Source organism: Arthrobacter psychrochitiniphilus (genome assembly GCF_003185915.1).
GTDB lineage: Bacteria > Actinomycetota > Actinomycetes > Actinomycetales > Micrococcaceae > Specibacter > Specibacter psychrochitiniphilus.
Window position 1 is genome coordinate 238,023 of the sequence record NZ_QHLZ01000006.1, and the last position, 15,825, is coordinate 253,847.

At 60.7% G+C, this 15,825-nt stretch carries 13 protein-coding genes; 9 read left to right on the plus strand and 4 right to left on the minus strand.

The genetic code is table 11. The features are described from left to right. Nucleotides 1-103: 103 nt before the first annotated feature. From CVS29_RS11410 to holA, 4 genes are all read left to right on the plus strand, one after another. Entirely contained in the window at nucleotides 104-1,105 is a 1,002-nt protein-coding gene (locus CVS29_RS11410) for a DegV family protein (protein WP_110106435.1), read from the plus strand. Between the two features lie 60 nt (nucleotides 1,106-1,165). Continuing rightward, nucleotides 1,166-2,080 (plus strand): ComEA family DNA-binding protein, encoded by a 915-nt coding sequence (locus tag CVS29_RS11415; RefSeq protein WP_110106436.1) that lies wholly within the window; start codon nucleotides 1,166-1,168, stop codon nucleotides 2,078-2,080. Continuing rightward, entirely contained in the window at nucleotides 2,077-3,987 is a 1,911-nt protein-coding gene (locus CVS29_RS11420; RefSeq protein ID WP_110106437.1) for a ComEC/Rec2 family competence protein, read from the plus strand. Before CVS29_RS11415 ends, CVS29_RS11420 begins: the two co-directional genes overlap by 4 nt. Before the next feature lie 124 nt (nucleotides 3,988-4,111). Continuing rightward, the gene (gene holA / locus CVS29_RS11425) at nucleotides 4,112-5,119 is read left to right on the plus strand and encodes a DNA polymerase III subunit delta (protein WP_110106438.1); all 1,008 of its coding nucleotides are present in this window, start codon (nucleotides 4,112-4,114) and stop codon (nucleotides 5,117-5,119) included. A gap of 1,577 nt (nucleotides 5,120-6,696) precedes the next feature. On the opposite strand, the gene rpsT is transcribed toward holA, so the two are convergent. After that, nucleotides 6,697-6,957, minus strand: coding sequence for a 30S ribosomal protein S20 (gene rpsT / locus CVS29_RS11435; protein ID WP_110106440.1), 261 nt, complete (start codon nucleotides 6,955-6,957; stop codon nucleotides 6,697-6,699). A gap of 178 nt (nucleotides 6,958-7,135) precedes the next feature. Continuing rightward, nucleotides 7,136-7,723: a type II toxin-antitoxin system PemK/MazF family toxin gene (locus CVS29_RS11440; RefSeq protein ID WP_110106441.1), complete on the minus strand. Its 588-nt coding sequence runs from the start codon at nucleotides 7,721-7,723 to the stop codon at nucleotides 7,136-7,138. Between the two features lie 186 nt (nucleotides 7,724-7,909). On the opposite strand from CVS29_RS11440, the gene lepA reads away from it, so the two are divergent. Both lepA and hemW read left to right on the plus strand, forming a co-directional pair. Next, a complete protein-coding gene (lepA, locus tag CVS29_RS11445; RefSeq protein WP_179442422.1) occupies nucleotides 7,910-9,766 on the plus strand; it encodes a translation elongation factor 4 in 1,857 nt (618 codons plus the stop codon). Then, complete coding sequence (gene hemW / locus CVS29_RS11450) at nucleotides 9,763-10,992, plus strand: radical SAM family heme chaperone HemW (protein ID WP_110106442.1); 1,230 nt, start codon at nucleotides 9,763-9,765, stop codon at nucleotides 10,990-10,992. The genes lepA and hemW overlap by 4 nt, the downstream gene beginning before the upstream one ends. 79 nt (nucleotides 10,993-11,071) lie before the next feature. Here the strand turns inward: hemW and CVS29_RS11455 are convergent, their stop codons facing one another. Both CVS29_RS11455 and CVS29_RS11460 read right to left on the minus strand, forming a co-directional pair. Next, nucleotides 11,072-11,500, minus strand: coding sequence for a DUF4870 domain-containing protein (locus tag CVS29_RS11455; RefSeq protein ID WP_110106443.1), 429 nt, complete (start codon nucleotides 11,498-11,500; stop codon nucleotides 11,072-11,074). Nucleotides 11,501-11,520: 20 nt separating this feature from the next. Continuing rightward, on the minus strand, nucleotides 11,521-12,369 hold the full coding sequence (locus tag CVS29_RS11460; RefSeq protein ID WP_110106522.1) for a DUF3097 domain-containing protein: 849 nt from the start codon (nucleotides 12,367-12,369) through the stop codon (nucleotides 11,521-11,523). A 329-nt stretch (nucleotides 12,370-12,698) separates the two neighbouring features. Between CVS29_RS11460 and hrcA the strand changes: the two genes are divergently transcribed. From hrcA to CVS29_RS11475, 3 genes are read left to right on the plus strand one after another with little or no spacing between them, the layout of a single operon-like run. Further along, nucleotides 12,699-13,712 carry a heat-inducible transcriptional repressor HrcA gene (gene hrcA / locus CVS29_RS11465; protein ID WP_110106444.1) on the plus strand — a complete coding sequence of 338 codons (1,014 nt, stop codon included), beginning with the start codon at nucleotides 12,699-12,701 and terminating at the stop codon, nucleotides 13,710-13,712. A 33-nt stretch (nucleotides 13,713-13,745) separates the two neighbouring features. Then, nucleotides 13,746-14,888, plus strand: a complete 1,143-nt coding sequence (gene dnaJ, locus CVS29_RS11470) for a molecular chaperone DnaJ (RefSeq protein ID WP_110106445.1) — start codon at nucleotides 13,746-13,748, stop codon at nucleotides 14,886-14,888. Between the two features lie 5 nt (nucleotides 14,889-14,893). Continuing rightward, a complete protein-coding gene (locus CVS29_RS11475; protein ID WP_110106446.1) occupies nucleotides 14,894-15,688 on the plus strand; it encodes a 16S rRNA (uracil(1498)-N(3))-methyltransferase in 795 nt (264 codons plus the stop codon). Nucleotides 15,689-15,825: the final 137 nt, after the last annotated feature.

The following is a 15,825-nucleotide window of genomic DNA, read 5'->3' on the forward strand; positions in this document are numbered from 1 at the left end:
TGACCGGGGCAGGACACTTTTGTGTTGTGGTTGGGTAGCTTTGGCACTACTGAGCCGAAAAGACTGAGTCCGGCACCACTGAGCTAGAGAGGGGGAGGGCACCGTGAATGAAGCATCAGCAGCACGTGCCTGGCTACGGACACAGGTAGGGCGGATTCGACCTAGATCCACCGAGATCGCTGCTGTGCCAGCTGGTTCGGCTGCCTCTCCTGCTCCTACGGTAGCCATCGTCACAGACTCTGCGGCTGCCTTACCGCCGGAATGGATTGCCCGGATTGGCTGCGCCGGACTCCTGACGGTGGTGCCCATCCCCGTCATCATTGGTGAGAACGTCTTTTCCGATGATGATGCGGAACTGGAGGCCCACATGTCACTGGCGCTTGCTTCCGGTACGTCTGTCAAGACCTCACGGCCCTCACCGGGGCAGTTTGAACGAGCCTACAAGGCGGCTGCGCAGGCAGGTTTTACGAACATTGTCTCCTTGCATATGTCCGCCAAACTCTCGGGAACTTTTGAGGCCGCAGCGTTGGCTGCGGACCGCTCACCCATCCCCGTTTACGTGGTGGACTCCGCAACAGTGGGCATGGGCCAGGGCAGGGGCGTGCAGGCTGCCGTGGAGTCGGCGCTACGAGGTGAGGAGGCTCCAGCCATCATTGCTGGTGCCAAGGCGGCTTTTTCTGCCACGGAGATATATTTTTATGTTCCCAGTTTGGAGCAATTGCGCAGGGGCGGACGGATTAGCTTGGCCTCCTCATGGCTGGGGACAGTGCTGGATATCAAACCGATTCTCGGGATCAAGGACGGGGCCATTGTCCCGCTGGAAAAGATACGGACGGCGGCTAAGGCCATTGCTCGGCTGGAGGCACTTGCTGCAGCGGATATTGCAGCACGCGGTGCCGCCGGAACCCAGATCAGCGTGCACCACTTCGGGAATGAGGCGCAGGCCAGCACGCTTAGCGAGTCCTTGGAGCGTGGCTCGCCGGGCTTGGACGATGCCACGCTGACCCGCCTACCGGCTGTTTTGGCAGCCCACGCCGGCTTGGGCGTACTTGTAGTGGTTGTTGCTGGTGCCAAGATTCCTCCACAGCCTGACACTAAGCCATAGCCCGTCACAGACGCCTCAAACTGCCGTACCTACGGCATCTGCTGGGCCTACTGTGGGTCCATGAAAGAGCACAGCACCACATTCCACCGCGAACAGGTCAGGCAAGCTCATCGCGGTGCAGCGTGGACTGGCGACGAGGCCCCCAACGGCCCCAGTGTCGGGGCTCGTTGGCAAAAGCCAAGGTGGATCGTTTCTGTGCGCTCCCTCGTGGTGGTGCTGGCCATGGTGGCTGCCGTGCTGGGGGTCCTGTGGATCGAGTCAGCGAGCGTTCAGAATGCTTCTGCCCAGCTGGCTGCCGAGACAGCCGGGAAAGTGGCCGTGCCACCATTGGCTGCGGAGGCGGGAACAGTGCCGTCGGGTCCTGGTAGTCCGGGCCCTCCCGGTCAGGCAAGCCGTCCGGCAAGCACCGCCAGCGCAGTGAAGTCCATCCCTGACGGCAGTGCCGGTGCAGCCTCCAACGGAACTCGGGATCCCGGAAGTAGTGTACCGGGGAGTGTTGAGCCGGGAACATTGGTGGTTCATGTGGCCGGGGCTGTTAAACACCCGGGAGTATTTCTGCTGCGCCCCGGCAGCAGAGTCTTTGAGGCGGTAGATGCGGCCGGAGGAGCGCTGCCGGCAGCGGAACTCTCAGCACTGAATTTAGCTGCCCCGCTGGCGGACGGTTTGCAAGTGTTTGTGCCCACCAAGGAACAGGCAGCCAGAATGCTGACAGCTCCGGGAGCGGTGCTGCAACCGGGCCCGCCGCAAGGGGTAGAGGGTAGTAGCGGTGGGGGAGCAGCGGGACTGCTCAATCTCAACACTGCCACGGCCGGAGAACTGGACACTTTGCCGGGAGTTGGCCCAGTTCTGGCCGAACGAATAGTTGCGTGGCGTACCGAGCATGGTCCCTTTGCCACGGTTGACGGGCTCGATGCCGTGGCAGGGATTGGCGCAAAGCTGTTGGCGGGTCTAAGAGATTTGGTGAGCGTCTCATGAGGGTTCGTGAACCGCGCTGGGCCCGCTTCGCAAAAGCCGCAGTGGGGGAGATGGCACCAACTCCTCCGCAGCCTCTGCGAGCCCGCGTGATGCTGCGCCTGAGCGATCTTCAGCGCCGCATTGCCGACGCCCAGGCGGCGCGGGCCCAGGAGAGGGGCCGCAGGAGAGCCGATATCAGGCTCCTACCCGCCGTCCTTGGCAGCTGCGCTGCGGCAGCAGCAGCCACAACTCTGCCCAAGGAAATAGTGGGTGCTTGCGTGCTCCTACTCACCACGCTCTTGTTCGCGGCGGTCCTGAAGTCAGTTCTTGTGCCCATGAGTATCCGTGCCATAAAGCTGCGGAACCTCTCCCTCTCCCGATCCTGCTCCCATTCCCGCACCCATTCCCGCACCCGCTCCGGAAGCAACTCCCGAACCCTCACTCTGAGGTATTCGCGATGGACGGCACTGTTCGCCAGGGCGGGGCCCACCATGGCTCTGACGGCCATCTGCGTTTTGGCCGTTCTGGGCTCGGCGTCCTTGCGCACCGGGGGTGCGGGCACGTCCCCCCTGCATCAGGTCATAGCCCGTGGTGGGGACTTTGTACTCACCCTGCAGCTTGAGAGCGCACCGAGGCTTTTGGCTGCAGGGAACGGGCCACCCAGGGTTGCCTTTGATGCGTTGGTTATCAGCATCCGTGCCGGGGGAGAAGTTTTCACAGGCACAGTGCCGGTCCGGGTTGTGGCTGGGTCCTCGTGGGCCGTGCTCATGGACGGAGACCGTGCGGTCACGGCCGGCACCATCAGCACAACGCACGGCAGTGGCACGGTTGCCGGGTTCTTACGCACCACCACTGCTCCCCAAGAGGTGATCGCCGCCGCAGGCGGTCCGGGTATGGCAGTCACCAAGATCAGGAACTCGTGGATTGCCGCCGTCCAGAACGTGTGGACGGGGCGCTCGGAGGATACCGCAGGACTCCTGCCGGGGATGGTCATGGGGGATCGCGGCGGCATGGGTAGCGGCCTAGAAGAGGCCATGAAAACTGTTGGCCTGACCCACCTGACAGCTGTCAGTGGAGCCAACTGCACATTGGTGCTGGCCAGCATCATGCTGGGGCTGCGCTCCCTGCGTATCAAGCCCAGTGTCGCCTTTGCGCTGTCAGGAGCAGGGCTGCTTGGTTTCGTCATGGTGGTAGGGCCGGACCCGAGCGTGCTGCGGGCTGCTGTCATGGGATCCATCGGGGCCATGGCTGTTCTGGGTGGGCGGCCCAAGCGGGTGGGTGCGCTACTTTGCGTGACCATCGTGGCCTTACTGGTGGCCAACCCCTGGCTCGTCGCGGATTACGCGTTCATTCTCTCGGTTCTGGCCACGCTTGGGCTGCACCTGATTGGCCAGCGCTGTGTGCGCTGGCTTGGCGCCATGCTGCCGCTGTGGCTCGCACAGGCAATTGCCATTCCTTTGGCGGCCCAGTTGTTTTGCGCACCCGTGATTGTTCTGTTGCAGGCCCGTTTGACGCCCTACACCATCCCGGCGAACATGCTTGCGGCACCTGTGGTGGCACTCGTGACCACTGTGGGGACGCTGGGGATGGTGATGGCGGCACTTATCCCGCCTGTTGCGGCGCTGTGTGCTGCGGTCAGCGGGGCCGGGGCCTGGTGGGTGGCAACGGTGGCCCGCACCATGGCTGCCCTGCCAGCGTCAAGCGTGCCCTGGCCCGCAGGGCTCGAAGGATTCATGCTGATGTCAGTATTGAACGGGGCAGTACTTGCTGCACTTTTTGCCGTAGTGGAGAAGGAACGTGCCATCGCCTTGGCAGGGCGGTTGCGCGCATTGCTGCCAGCGCGCTGGCGTGGACACGAATTTGGGGTCACTGTGGGGCTCGTCATGGCGGCGACTGCCTGGTGGAGTGCGGCGGTACTTCTCTCATGAGTGGGGCTTGGATGCAGAGATTCGGCCAGGGGCAATGGTACGGGTTGGGATTCAAGGATAGGGGTGGCACAGTAGAGGCTGTGGATAATGCATGGACAGGAACAAAACGGACAGGAACAAGGCAATGAGCCCGGCCCCAAGATCTTCCCAGCGGCCTTCCGGCGGTGCCGACTGGCGCGATGTTCCCTTGGCTCCCGTGGTGCTTCTCTTTGGCCCCGAGGACTTCATTGCGAGTAGGGCCTTGGATAGTGTTCGTGGGAAACTGCGCTCACAAGACCCGGCCACGGAACTGACAAGCCTTGATGCGAGCCAGTACACGGCAGGTCAACTGGGGCTCGTTGCCAGCCCGTCCCTTTTTAGCGAACCCAAGCTCATTGAAGTGTCCGGTCTGGCCACCATGAATGATGACTTCCTCCAGGACGCGCTGGCGTATCTGTTGGATCCGGCCCCTGATGTGACACTCGTGCTGATCCACAATGGCGGTACCCGCGGGAAAAAACTCCTTGATGCTTTGAAGGCGCTCGGTGTGCCTCGCATTGAGTGCCTGCCGTTGAAGAAGGATGCCGAAAAGACACAATTTGTTAGCGCGGAATTTACTCTGAACAAGCGGCGGATTGATGCGCAGGCGATCCGCGCCTTGGTCGCGGCCGTGGGCGCCAACTTGTCGGAACTTGCGGCAGCCTGCTCCCAGCTGATCGCAGATACCACGGGCATGGTCAGCGCCGACGATGTTGATAAATACTACGGAGGCCGTGTCGAGGCCACTGCCTTCCGGGTGGCCGATGCGGCCCTCGCAGGAAACGGGCCCGTAGCGTTATCTACCCTCAGGCATGCCCTCGCAACGGGCGTGGATCCGGTGCCACTGGTAGGGGCCCTGGCCATGAAGGTGCGCCAGATTGCCAAAGTATTTTCGCTGCGCGGAAGCTCTGCCCAGCTGGCCCGTGACCTCGGCATGAGCCCTTGGCAGGTGGACGCTGCACGCCGCGATGCCGGGCACTGGAGCGGGCCTGCGCTCGTGACCGCCATCAAGGTTCTGGCTGAAACTGACGCCCAGGTGAAGGGTGAGGCGAAAGATCCTGTGTATGCCGTCGAGCGGGCTGTCATAGTGATTGCCACCGCCGCGCGCCGCTAGCTAGCTAAGCCCTGTGCCAGAGGTCAGTGCCTGTTGTCATTGCCTTGCGTTCTTCGGGCCAGCTCGCGTCTGAAGGTATGCGGGCTCGCTCCTGGACGCGGCTTCTGCCAAGAAGATCAGCGCACCCATCGGTGACACACCGGGTCGGGCACAGTGTGATCATCGCCCTGACATAGACTGGCCACCCATATTCAGCCTCGTGAGTGATCCGTGATCATCCGTTGTGACTGGCCAATTCACAAGGTCCATATTCATGCCGATATCCGGTGCAGCTGAGACTTCTTGTACGTACTATCGCTGCACAATTCGCTTCCATACAGGACCGGTGAGAGGGACTATGTGTTTTTCTGCCTTTATGGTGATTTTGGTTAGCCGCCACTGCCACAATGCAGCCAGTTAGGCGAGCATTCCAGGAATCCTAGACGTTCGGCCATGGGCTGTGCACTGGCTTGACGGTCATCGGCGTGGGTGCTAAGACCGGAATATGGGCAGGTCGAGTTTGAGGGTGCAAGCGGTCATCCTATTGTGGCTCTTCGGGCTGGCGTTTATGGCCGGCATGGTCCTTAACCTGTTCGTCGTGCTACCAACAACTCATCTAGGCTCCGGCGGGGAGTATTTCCCCAGTTCCTGGAGAAGCCTCCTTTGGTCTTTGGGCGGCGGCGCGGGCGATGGCCCAGCGGAATTGCCGCAGTTTTTACTCTGGCAGCCTTCTTCAACGGACTCAGTTTCGCAGACTACGGCGAGGATTTCAGCTCGTTGATCATGGCTTCATGCTGGTTGATCGCTGTGGCCCTGGTGGTCTTCTCGCTAGCCCGGACGCGGCCCCAACCCGCCATCGACCCCCGGCGAAAGCGCCACCACGGTTAATGCTCTCGAAGCCCTCAACGAGTGGCTTTATGATGAGTACACATCCGGCTTAGGCATGGAGTATAGACGCCCGTTCAAGGTGCGGTTTTCGGTGGTTACAGTAGTCGTCCAGTGCCCGCGAGGGGTTTGCGGGTGCCTACTCGCTCTTGGCTTCGGTGAGAGTGAGCCGCGCTGCTCTGATCATGCACTATCCGAATGCGCTGGTGACGCAGGCACTTCCGACACCGAAGATGCCCCAGACTGTGGTCCATGGTGTTTGTGTTGAAGTCAACACAGGCCCGGCTAGTGCGAGCGTGAGCATGAGCATGAACGATCAGAGATACTAATCGATGGTGCGCCCGAACAGTAACGCCATGAAGAAGATGTGCAGAGCAACGATGCTGGCAACGATCGGCAAAATCCACTGAGCTAGTCCAAGGACCGATAGCAAGAGCATCGCAGTGCTGACTAAGATGAGCCCCCACGGCTGTGGCGAGGAGGTATGGTGACCAGGCGAGTGCCACCGCGAAGAAAACGGAACCTGGCAGTGGCCAGGCAAAGAGCGCCCAAATCACGTAAACGGGAGTGAATAGAATCCAGGCATAGGGATGAGTCCGGCTACAACTCAAGGGGCGCACCCTGTGCTCAAAAAAAGAACTGTGCTTAAAAAAGGTAGGACCCCCACCAAAGTGGGGGTCCTACCTTTGAGTTGCGAAGCGGGTCAGCTTCTCTTAGAGGGCGTTAACCTTCTTGGAGATGGCTGACTTGCGGTTGGCAGCGTTGTTGGCGTGCAAAACGCCCTTGCTGACAGCCTTATCCAGCTTACGGCCGGCATTCACCAGTGCGGCTGTTGCGCCATCCTTGTCGCCTGCGGCCACAGCCGTGTTTACTGCACGGACAGCGGTCTTGACGCCTGAACGAACAGCGAGGTTGCGCTGACGCGACTTCTCGTTGGTCAGGATGCGCTTCTTCTGAGACTTGATATTAGCCACGTTGTATAACTCTCTTTTGATACGTAAATTCGGTCGTAGAGGGCGTAGCTTGACCGTTGACAGCGGCGTGGGGATGCTCGAATTATGGTGAACGTCTGGCCAAGCTGTTGCATCCGCCGACCTGCACGGATACACACAATCAAAAAGTTTATCAGATGGCGGGCCTAGTTTGGGGCGCCTATTTCCAACCGTGTCGCTGGCGCAGACCGGTAGCTACGGCAGCAAAACGTTTTTTATCGAGAATTGAGCCTTCGCGGCGCATGTCACTGGCGGAGATTTGAAGCACCCGGTCCAGTTTCACTTCACTCTCTCGGCCCTGTTTGTCCCAAGTACCGGTGCCAATATCGATGTAGTCGTTGTCCCCGCGGTGGTCATCGCTGTGGTCCTTGCTGGTCATCATCAGAGCCAGCAAGCGTTTGCCGTTCCGCCCCACAATGAGCACAGGCCTATCCTTGCCCTGGCTGTGGTCTTCCTCATACGGCACCCAAGTCCACACAATTTCGCCCGGGTCCGCCTCGCCGTCGGGCTTGGGAGCGTAGCTAACGGTTGCCGTGCCGCGGAAGTCCCCGGGATAGGGTGCGCTCAGGGTGTTGGTGGGCCCGCTCGACGCCGGACGGGCAGCCGGGCGGGCAGCCGGGCGGGAGGCTGGGCGCGAGCGGGTCTTATCGGAGGGTTTAGTGGAGGGTGGGGACGCCTCCCCTGAGCCGAAGAGTGAGCCTGCCAGGGAGCGGAGGAATTTAAAAATGCGGTCGGAAGTCGATGCCATGATTTCTAGGGTAGCTAATATGGGCCACTTCTAGGTGGCTTCCACGCGGCGGGTTCTCTTGTGGCGGGGTAAACGTGGGAGACTTGGTGGCAATGAGTGTGCGGCGTGTACTACGCCGGCGCAACCCCTGCACGGTTCGGCGCATCAGCCGCAATCCCTGCGTCCAGGCAACAGTAAGGAACCCTAGTGTCACCCATGGCCCGCACTGCCCCGGTGCCCGCCGCCACCGATCCGGCGATCATCAGGAACTTCTGCATCATCGCGCACATCGACCATGGTAAATCAACCCTGGCCGATAGGATGCTCCAGCTCACTGGAGTGGTTCAGCAGCGTGATATGAAGGCGCAATATCTTGACCGCATGGACATTGAGCGCGAACGCGGCATCACGATCAAGTCCCAGGCCGTGCGCATTCCGTGGGAAGTTGACGGTACCTCGTACTGCCTGAACATGATTGACACCCCGGGCCACGTGGACTTCACCTACGAGGTCTCCCGTTCCCTCGCAGCCTGTGAAGGTGCCATCTTGCTGGTGGACGCTGCCCAAGGCATTGAAGCGCAGACTCTAGCTAACCTGTACCTGGCCATGGAGAACAACCTCACCATCATCCCGGTGCTGAACAAGATTGACCTGCCGGCCGCGCAACCTGAGAAGTATGCCGCTGAGCTGGCCAACCTCATCGGTGGCAAGCCGGAAGATGTTTTGATGGTCTCCGGCAAAACAGGTGTTGGTGTTGAGGAACTCCTTGACCAGATTGTCCGCGACCTCCCGGCACCCCAAGGCGATCCCAATGCCCCTGCCCGTGCCATGATCTTCGACTCCGTGTACGACACTTACCGCGGCGTAGTCACCTATGTCCGTGTTATTGACGGCAGCTTGAGCCCGCGCGAAAAAATCCAGATGATGTCCACGCGCGCCACCCATGAGCTTTTGGAAATTGGTGTCAGCTCACCCGAGCCCAAGCCGTCCAAGGGCCTGGGTGTTGGTGAAGTGGGCTACCTAATTACGGGTGTGAAGGATGTGCGCCTGTCCAAGGTGGGCGATACCGTCACCACCTTCCACAAGCCGGCCACGGAAGCGTTGGCTGGCTATCATGACGCCAAGCCCATGGTGTTCTCGGGTCTGTACCCGCTGGATGGTACCGACTATCCCGTGCTGCGTGACGCACTGGAAAAGCTGATGCTCAATGACGCGGCTCTGGTCTACGAGCCCGAAACTTCGGCCGCACTGGGCTTCGGCTTCCGTGTGGGCTTCCTAGGTTTGCTGCACTTGGAAATCACTCGTGAGCGTCTGGAACGCGAACACAACCTTGATTTGATCTCCACCGCCCCCAACGTGGAGTACGAGGTCACGCTCGAGGACAAGAAGGTTGTCCACGTGACTAACCCCAGCGAATACCCCACGGGTAAGATCGCCGAGGTCCGCGAACCCATGGTTGCCGCAACCATCTTGGCTCCTACCGAATTTGTTGGCGCCATCATGGAACTGTGCCAAACCCGGCGCGGCATTCTCGGCGGCATGGACTACCTCTCCGAGGACCGGGTGGAGATCCGTTACCGCCTGCCCTTGGCCGAGATTGTGTTCGATTTCTTTGACATCCTCAAGTCCAAGACCCGCGGCTATGGCTCGTTGGACTGGAAGGCAGACGGCGATCAGGTTGCCGATCTTGTCAAGGTCGACATCATGCTTCAGGGTGAGCAAGTGGACGCTTTCAGCGCCATCACCCACCGCGATAAGTCATACGCCTACGGTGTCATGATGACAGGCAAGCTGCGCGAACTTATTCCGCGCCAGCAGTTTGAGGTGCCCATCCAGGCCGCCATTGGTGCCCGCATCATCGCCCGAGAAAACATCCGCGCCATCCGCAAGGACGTATTGGCCAAGTGTTACGGCGGCGATATTTCGCGTAAGCGCAAGCTGCTCGAAAAGCAGAAGGAAGGCAAGAAGCGCATGAAGATGGTGGGCCGTGTGGAGGTTCCCCAGGAAGCCTTCATCGCTGCACTGTCCTCCGAAGAGCCGGTAAAGGACAAGTCAAAGAAGTGACCCCCAGCGTTTTGCCCCTCGGGGACCCGGCCCCGGCCGATGGCGTCCTGCCCGCGCAGGCCGCCATCGGTGCAGCAGATCGCAAGTTCAGCCTGTACGTGCACATCCCTTTCTGTGCCGTGCGCTGTGGCTACTGCGATTTCAACACTTACACGGCAACTGAATTAGGTGGCGGGGCCTCCCAGGATGCCTACGCCGAAACCGCTGTGCGTGAGGTGGAGTTTGCGGCCCAGGCCATGAGTGCCTCCGGGCTTCCGAAACGCAAGCTGAGCACTGTCTTCTTTGGTGGTGGAACGCCCACCCTGTTAGCTGCCGGCGATCTCACCCGCATCTTGGCTGCCGCCGTGGCCCGCTGGGGACTGGAGGACGGCGCCGAGGTCACCACCGAGGCTAACCCTGATTCGGTCACCCGGGAATCCCTACAGCAACTATTCGACGGCGGATTCACCCGCGTGTCCTTCGGCATGCAGTCCGCGATCCCGCACGTCTTGAAGGTGCTGGACCGCACGCACAACCCGGAGAGGGTGCCACAGGCGGTTGCCTGGGCGCGTGAGGTTGGCCTGCGGGTCAGTGTGGACTTGATCTACGGCACGCCAGGGGAGAGCTTCGCGGACTGGGAAACATCCGTTCGCACAGCGTTGAGCTACGAGCCGGATCACATCTCCGCATACTCGCTCATTGTGGAGGAGGGAACCAAACTGGCCGCCCAGATCCGCCGCGGCCAGGTCCCGAACATTGACGACGACGATCACGCCGCGAAATACGAACTAGCAGACCGGCTCTTTCAAGAAGCTGGCCTGTCCTGGTATGAGGTCAGCAACTGGTCGCGGACCCCCCAGGACGCCTGCCAGCACAACCTTGCATACTGGCGTGGAGATGACTGGTGGGGGATTGGCCCCGGAGCGCACTCCCATGTTGGTGGGGTGCGCTGGTGGAATGTCAAACACCCCACGGCGTACGCGAATCGGCTTGATAAGGGTGAATCCCCGGCCGCCGGGCGTGAAACTCTTGATGCGCAAACCCGAGAGCTGGAACGGATCATGCTGGTGTCCAGGTTGTCCGAAGGGCTGGCTGTGGACACACTCTCGCCCACGGCACGCAAAGCCATTGCCGGGCTCATCGCACAGGAACTGGTGGACCCGCTCAAGGTTTTCGCCGGCACTTTGGTGCTCACGCTCAAGGGCAGGCTCCTGGGCGATGCCGTGACACGGGCGCTCTTAGACTAACCGTGGCTAAGGCCGGCTAAAGCCACTTCCGGGCTAGCTACCCGTGCAATCTGGTGCTGTTTTTCAGTTACTTGATCAGTTACTTGATCAGCCGCGGGTTGAGCGGGTAGCGGTAGGGCTGGCCACTGTTGACACGTACGGCGCCGATGATGGAGAACACCGTCAGGAAGGCCCAGATCAGCAGCGCCAGCAGGGAAAAGATGGTCCCGCTTCCTGGGCTGATCGCGTGGGCAATGATAGCCACAATGTTCAGCAGGACAGCCAAAGCTGTCGGGATCAAGGTGAAGTTCAGGGCTTCCTTGGACTCCTGTGCTGTAAATCGGCCGCGGGCAGCCAAGAATTTATAGATCAGCAGCGAAGGTACACACCCAAGAATTCCGCCACAGTGGGACATGAAAGCCCACTGCTTATCTTCGGAGGGGGTGAGGGGCTGCTGGGGTGCAACATTGCTCTGGTTAACCGGGTGGTTCACAATCTCAGGCCTTTCAGCATGCGCAACTACGGGCATGGTGGATTATTGCCCTCACTCTAGGATACGGGTGCCGTCAAAAAATCAATGACCTCTTCGACCCGGCCCAGCAGGGACGGCTCCAGATCTGAGTACGAACCCACCCGTGACAGCAATCTCGCCCAGCCCAGTCCAATGTCCTCAGCGGTAGTGTGGGGCCAGCCGAAGGCCTTCAGGATACCCAGCTTCCACTCCATTGTTCTAGGCACTACAGGCCATGCCGGGATGCCCAGAGTAGCAGGCTTGATAGCCTGCCAGACATCTACATATGGGTGTCCCACCACCAGCACGTTCTTGGATACCCCGGGCTTCTTCATGAGATTGCCCACAATGCGTGTTTCTTTGGAACCGGGCACCAAATGGTCCACCAAAATGCCCAACCTGCGCTGGGGTCCCGGGCCAAAATCGGCCACCGCGGCGGCCAGGTCATCGATCCCTCGGAGAGGTTCTACTACGATCCCCTCCACCCGCAGATCGTCTCCCCAGACCTTCTCCACCAGTTCGGCGTCGTGCTTGCCCTCCACCCAAATCCGACTGGCCTTGGCCACCTTGGCGCGGTCCCCCATAACTTTGACGGAGCCAGATGCGGTACGCAGGGCCTTCTTGGGTGCGGCTGTGGTAGGTGCGATGAGCTCAATCGGCTCACCCTCGTACAGAAAGCCAAATCCCAGCGGGAAGGCGCGGATCTTTTCGCGCCTGTCGGCGAGTTCCACAATGTGCATGCCGCCGGACTTTTCCAGACGGACCACCGCGCCCACCCAGCCTGTTTGCACGTCCTCTACAACAAGGCCGGAACGGGCTTCAACCTTGCGCAGGATTCGGGGCGGCGGGGCACTGAGGTCCTGGGGACCCCACTGATGGTGGGACACGTCACTGAAATGCATGCAAAAACCTGACTCTTGACGCTCAAGGCAACGCTCATGGCGAACGCTGCAGGATGAAAAGCCATGCTATCGCGTGCCGGGGCCGCTCTTGAGGCGGCACACTTACGCGGTTCATAGTGCGTGTCTGCGGAGCGTGTCGAGAACGTGGCGGGAACCGGTGGGCCATGGGGGTGCCGTGGAAAGGTATTAGACTTAGCACTTGGTTGGGTAGAGTGCTAAAAGTTGTTTTCTAAAAGATGTTCTGACATTCCCGCCTAGTCAAGAGTCCAAGGGGATATGGGTGCAGAGCGTAAGGCTGAAAGGAGGTGCCGGGCATGAGTGAACCACGTAAGTTGGAAGTTCTACGGGCCATTGTCGAAGACTATGTGCATTCACGGGAACCCGTCGGCTCCAAAGCACTCGTGGAACGGCACCATCTGGGAGTTTCCAGTGCCACTATCCGCAATGACATGGCCGCGCTGGAAGAAGAAGGGCTGATCACGGCCCCGCACACCAGTTCCGGGCGCATCCCCACTGACAAGGGCTACCGGCTCTTCGTGAATCAGTTGGCCTCCGTTAAGCCACTTTCAGCCGCTGAACGCCGAGCCATCTCTGTGTTGTTAGATGGGCCCACCGATCTGGATGACGTCCTCGAGAGGACAGTGCGGACCCTGGCCCAGCTGACCAACCAAGTGGCGGTTGTCCAGTATCCGCGCACCACTGCGGCCACTGTGCGCCACATTGAGTTTGTCTCCTTGGCAGCGCATCAAGTGCTAGTGGTCCTGATCTTGGCTTCTGGCAAGGTAGAACAAAACGTCATCGATATTGGTGCCGCCGTTGATGATGACATCCTGGCCGGATTGCGCAAAGTGTTTATGGCCAGTTTGAACGGACTCACTGTGGCCCAATTGCCCAGCGCTGTCTCCAAAGTTCCCCTCGATGTCCCCTTGGGAGAGCATGCTGTGGCTGCACGCTTGGCCCAGGGTTTGGCGCTATTGGCGCACAACGCCCGTGAAGACCGGATTGTCATGGCAGGCACCGCCAACCTGGCCCGGTCAAACAATGACTTCCCCCTGAGCATCGGGCCCGTCCTTGACGCACTGGAGGAACAAGTGGTGCTACTGAGGCTGCTTGAAGCCATGGCCCAAGACTCCTTGGGTATGTCTGTGGTGATTGGACGGGAAAACCCGCACGATTCCCTCGCGGAAGCCTCAGTGGTGGCCACCAGCTACGTCCGTGGTGAGAACGCCAAGCTTGGTGTGGTGGGTCCTACCAGAATGGATTACCCCAACACCATGGCCAGCGTTCGCGCCGTGGCCCAGTACCTTTCGAGAATTTTGGCCGGCTAAGCGGCCACCGTTTCAACAAAAGAGAGCATTACTTTGAGTAACCATTACGATGCATTGGGCGTCTCCCGCGACGCAACGGCCGAGGAAATCAAGAAGGCCTACCGCAAGCTTGCACGCAAACTCCATCCGGACGTCAATGACGCCGCGGATGCTCAGGATCGCTTTAAGGCTGTAACACACGCCTATGAGGTCTTGTCTGACCCGCAAAAGCGCCGCATCTATGACACCACGGGTAACGAAAACGGCAATGACGCAGGTGGCGGTGGCGGCGGCTTTGGTGGCGAGGGCTTCGCCTTCCAGGACATCTTTGAAACCTTCTTCGGCGGTGCCGGTGGCGGTGGCGGCGGAGGGCGTGGTCCCGCATCACGTATGCGCCGCGGCCAAGACGCCCTCATCAGCGTGCGCGTGGACTTGCGCGAGGCCGTCTTTGGCGTCAACAAGAAGCTTGAAATTGACACCGCCATCACCTGCCCCACCTGCGAGGGCAGCTGCTGCCGCCAGGGAACGGCACCCACCACCTGTGACATTTGCCATGGCAGTGGCCAGATTCAACGCCCCATGCGCTCCATCTTGGGCAATGTCATGACCCTGGCTACCTGCAACTCCTGCCAAGGCTTCGGCACCATGATCGTGGACCCGTGCAACGAGTGCATGGGCGAAGGCCGTATCCGCGATCGCCGCACGCTGACCATCAAGGTCCCTGCAGGAGTGGGCACCGGGACCCGGATCCAACTCGCCAACCAGGGCGAGGCCGGACCGGCAGGTGGCCCCTCAGGCGATCTGTACGTGGAGATGAAGGTCAATAACGATCCCAGCTTTGTGCGTGAAGGCGATGACCTGCATGCCACACTCAGCGTCCCCATGACCGCTGCCGCACTGGGCACAGAGCTGAACTTCGAGACCTTCGATGGTGAGCAGCCCATCAGCATCAAGCCCGGCACCCAGGCAGGGGAAGTCATCAACCTGCGCAGCCTGGGGGTGACCCACCTGCGTGGCTTTGGCCGTGGAGACTTGAAGGTACACATTCACGTGGAGACACCCACCAAGCCCGACGCCGAGCAGGAAGCCCTCCTGAAGCAACTGGCAGCCCTGCGCGGGGAGACCTTCACCGAAGGGAAACTGGTCTCCAGTGGCGGCATGTTCGCCAAGCTGCGTGATAAGTTCGGCAACAACTAAACCTCATGAGTAACCCAGTCTTCTACGCCAACCCTGCAGAGCTCTCCGGGTTGCTGCCCGGCGCACACTTCACCCTAGGTGGGGATGAGGGCCGGCATGCCACTACGGTCAAACGTCTCGCCTCAGGTGAGCCGGTGGACATGTGCGACGGCGCTGGGTTGCGTTTGTCCTGCACCGTCAGCAGCGCTGAAAAGGGTTTGTTGACGGTGCAGGTCAACAGTGTGGAACAAGAACCAGCCCAGCCGTTGCGCTTTGTCTTGATCCAGGCATTGGCCAAGGGTGACAGGGATGAGCTGGCCATTGAAATGGCTACTGAACTTGGCATCGACGCGGTGGCACCCTGGCAGGCTGAACGCTCCATTGTGCGGTGGAAGATGGACAAGGCCACTAAGGGGCCGCAGAAGTGGCGTCAGGTGGTCGCGGCGGCCGCGAAACAGGCGCGCCGCTCAACCATACCCACCGTCGGATCACTGTTGGGCACCGCCGGGGTCTGCGAAGAAATCGCTGCCGCCGGGCTAGCCCTGATATTGCACGAGGACGCCTTAGACTCAGTCGCGGAGGTGGCCCGGAACTGGCAGGAATCAGGCGCTGCCGGCGGGTATGCTGCGCCCACAGGAGAATCAGCAAGTACCACGGTGCTGATGATCGTGGGTCCGGAAGGCGGTATGAGCGCCACAGAAGTTCAAGCGTTCAAGGACGCTGGCGCGCTGACGGCCCTGTTGGGCCACAATGTGCTGCGCTCCTCGACTGCCGGAGGCGCCGCTGTGGCAATTCTTAGCCAGCAGCTCGGGCGCTGGTAGTCCCCACACCCTCCCCCTCCTCGCAAGCTCGGCAGCGGGTCCCTCGGGAGTGGGGGCCCACCCACGGCCTCCGTTTCACGCGCAAGCTCGGCAGCGGGTCCCTCGGGCGTGGGGGCCCACCCACGGCCTCCGTTTCA

What these genes read in the sequence shown, in the direction of transcription:
- holA (WP_110106438.1), top strand. Translation starts at nt 4,112, where the DNA reads ATGAGCCCGGCCCCAAGATCTTCCCAGCGGCCTTCCGGCGGTGCCGAC.
- CVS29_RS11415 (WP_110106436.1), top strand. Translation starts at nt 1,166, where the DNA reads ATGAAAGAGCACAGCACCACATTCCACCGCGAACAGGTCAGGCAAGCT.
- hrcA (WP_110106444.1), top strand. Translation starts at nt 12,699, where the DNA reads ATGAGTGAACCACGTAAGTTGGAAGTTCTACGGGCCATTGTCGAAGAC.
- CVS29_RS11420 (WP_110106437.1), top strand. Translation starts at nt 2,077, where the DNA reads ATGAGGGTTCGTGAACCGCGCTGGGCCCGCTTCGCAAAAGCCGCAGTG.
- CVS29_RS11475 (WP_110106446.1), top strand. Translation starts at nt 14,894, where the DNA reads ATGAGTAACCCAGTCTTCTACGCCAACCCTGCAGAGCTCTCCGGGTTG.
- CVS29_RS11455 (WP_110106443.1), bottom strand. Translation starts at nt 11,500, where the DNA reads ATGCCCGTAGTTGCGCATGCTGAAAGGCCTGAGATTGTGAACCACCCG.
- CVS29_RS11440 (WP_110106441.1), bottom strand. Translation starts at nt 7,723, where the DNA reads ATGGCATCGACTTCCGACCGCATTTTTAAATTCCTCCGCTCCCTGGCA.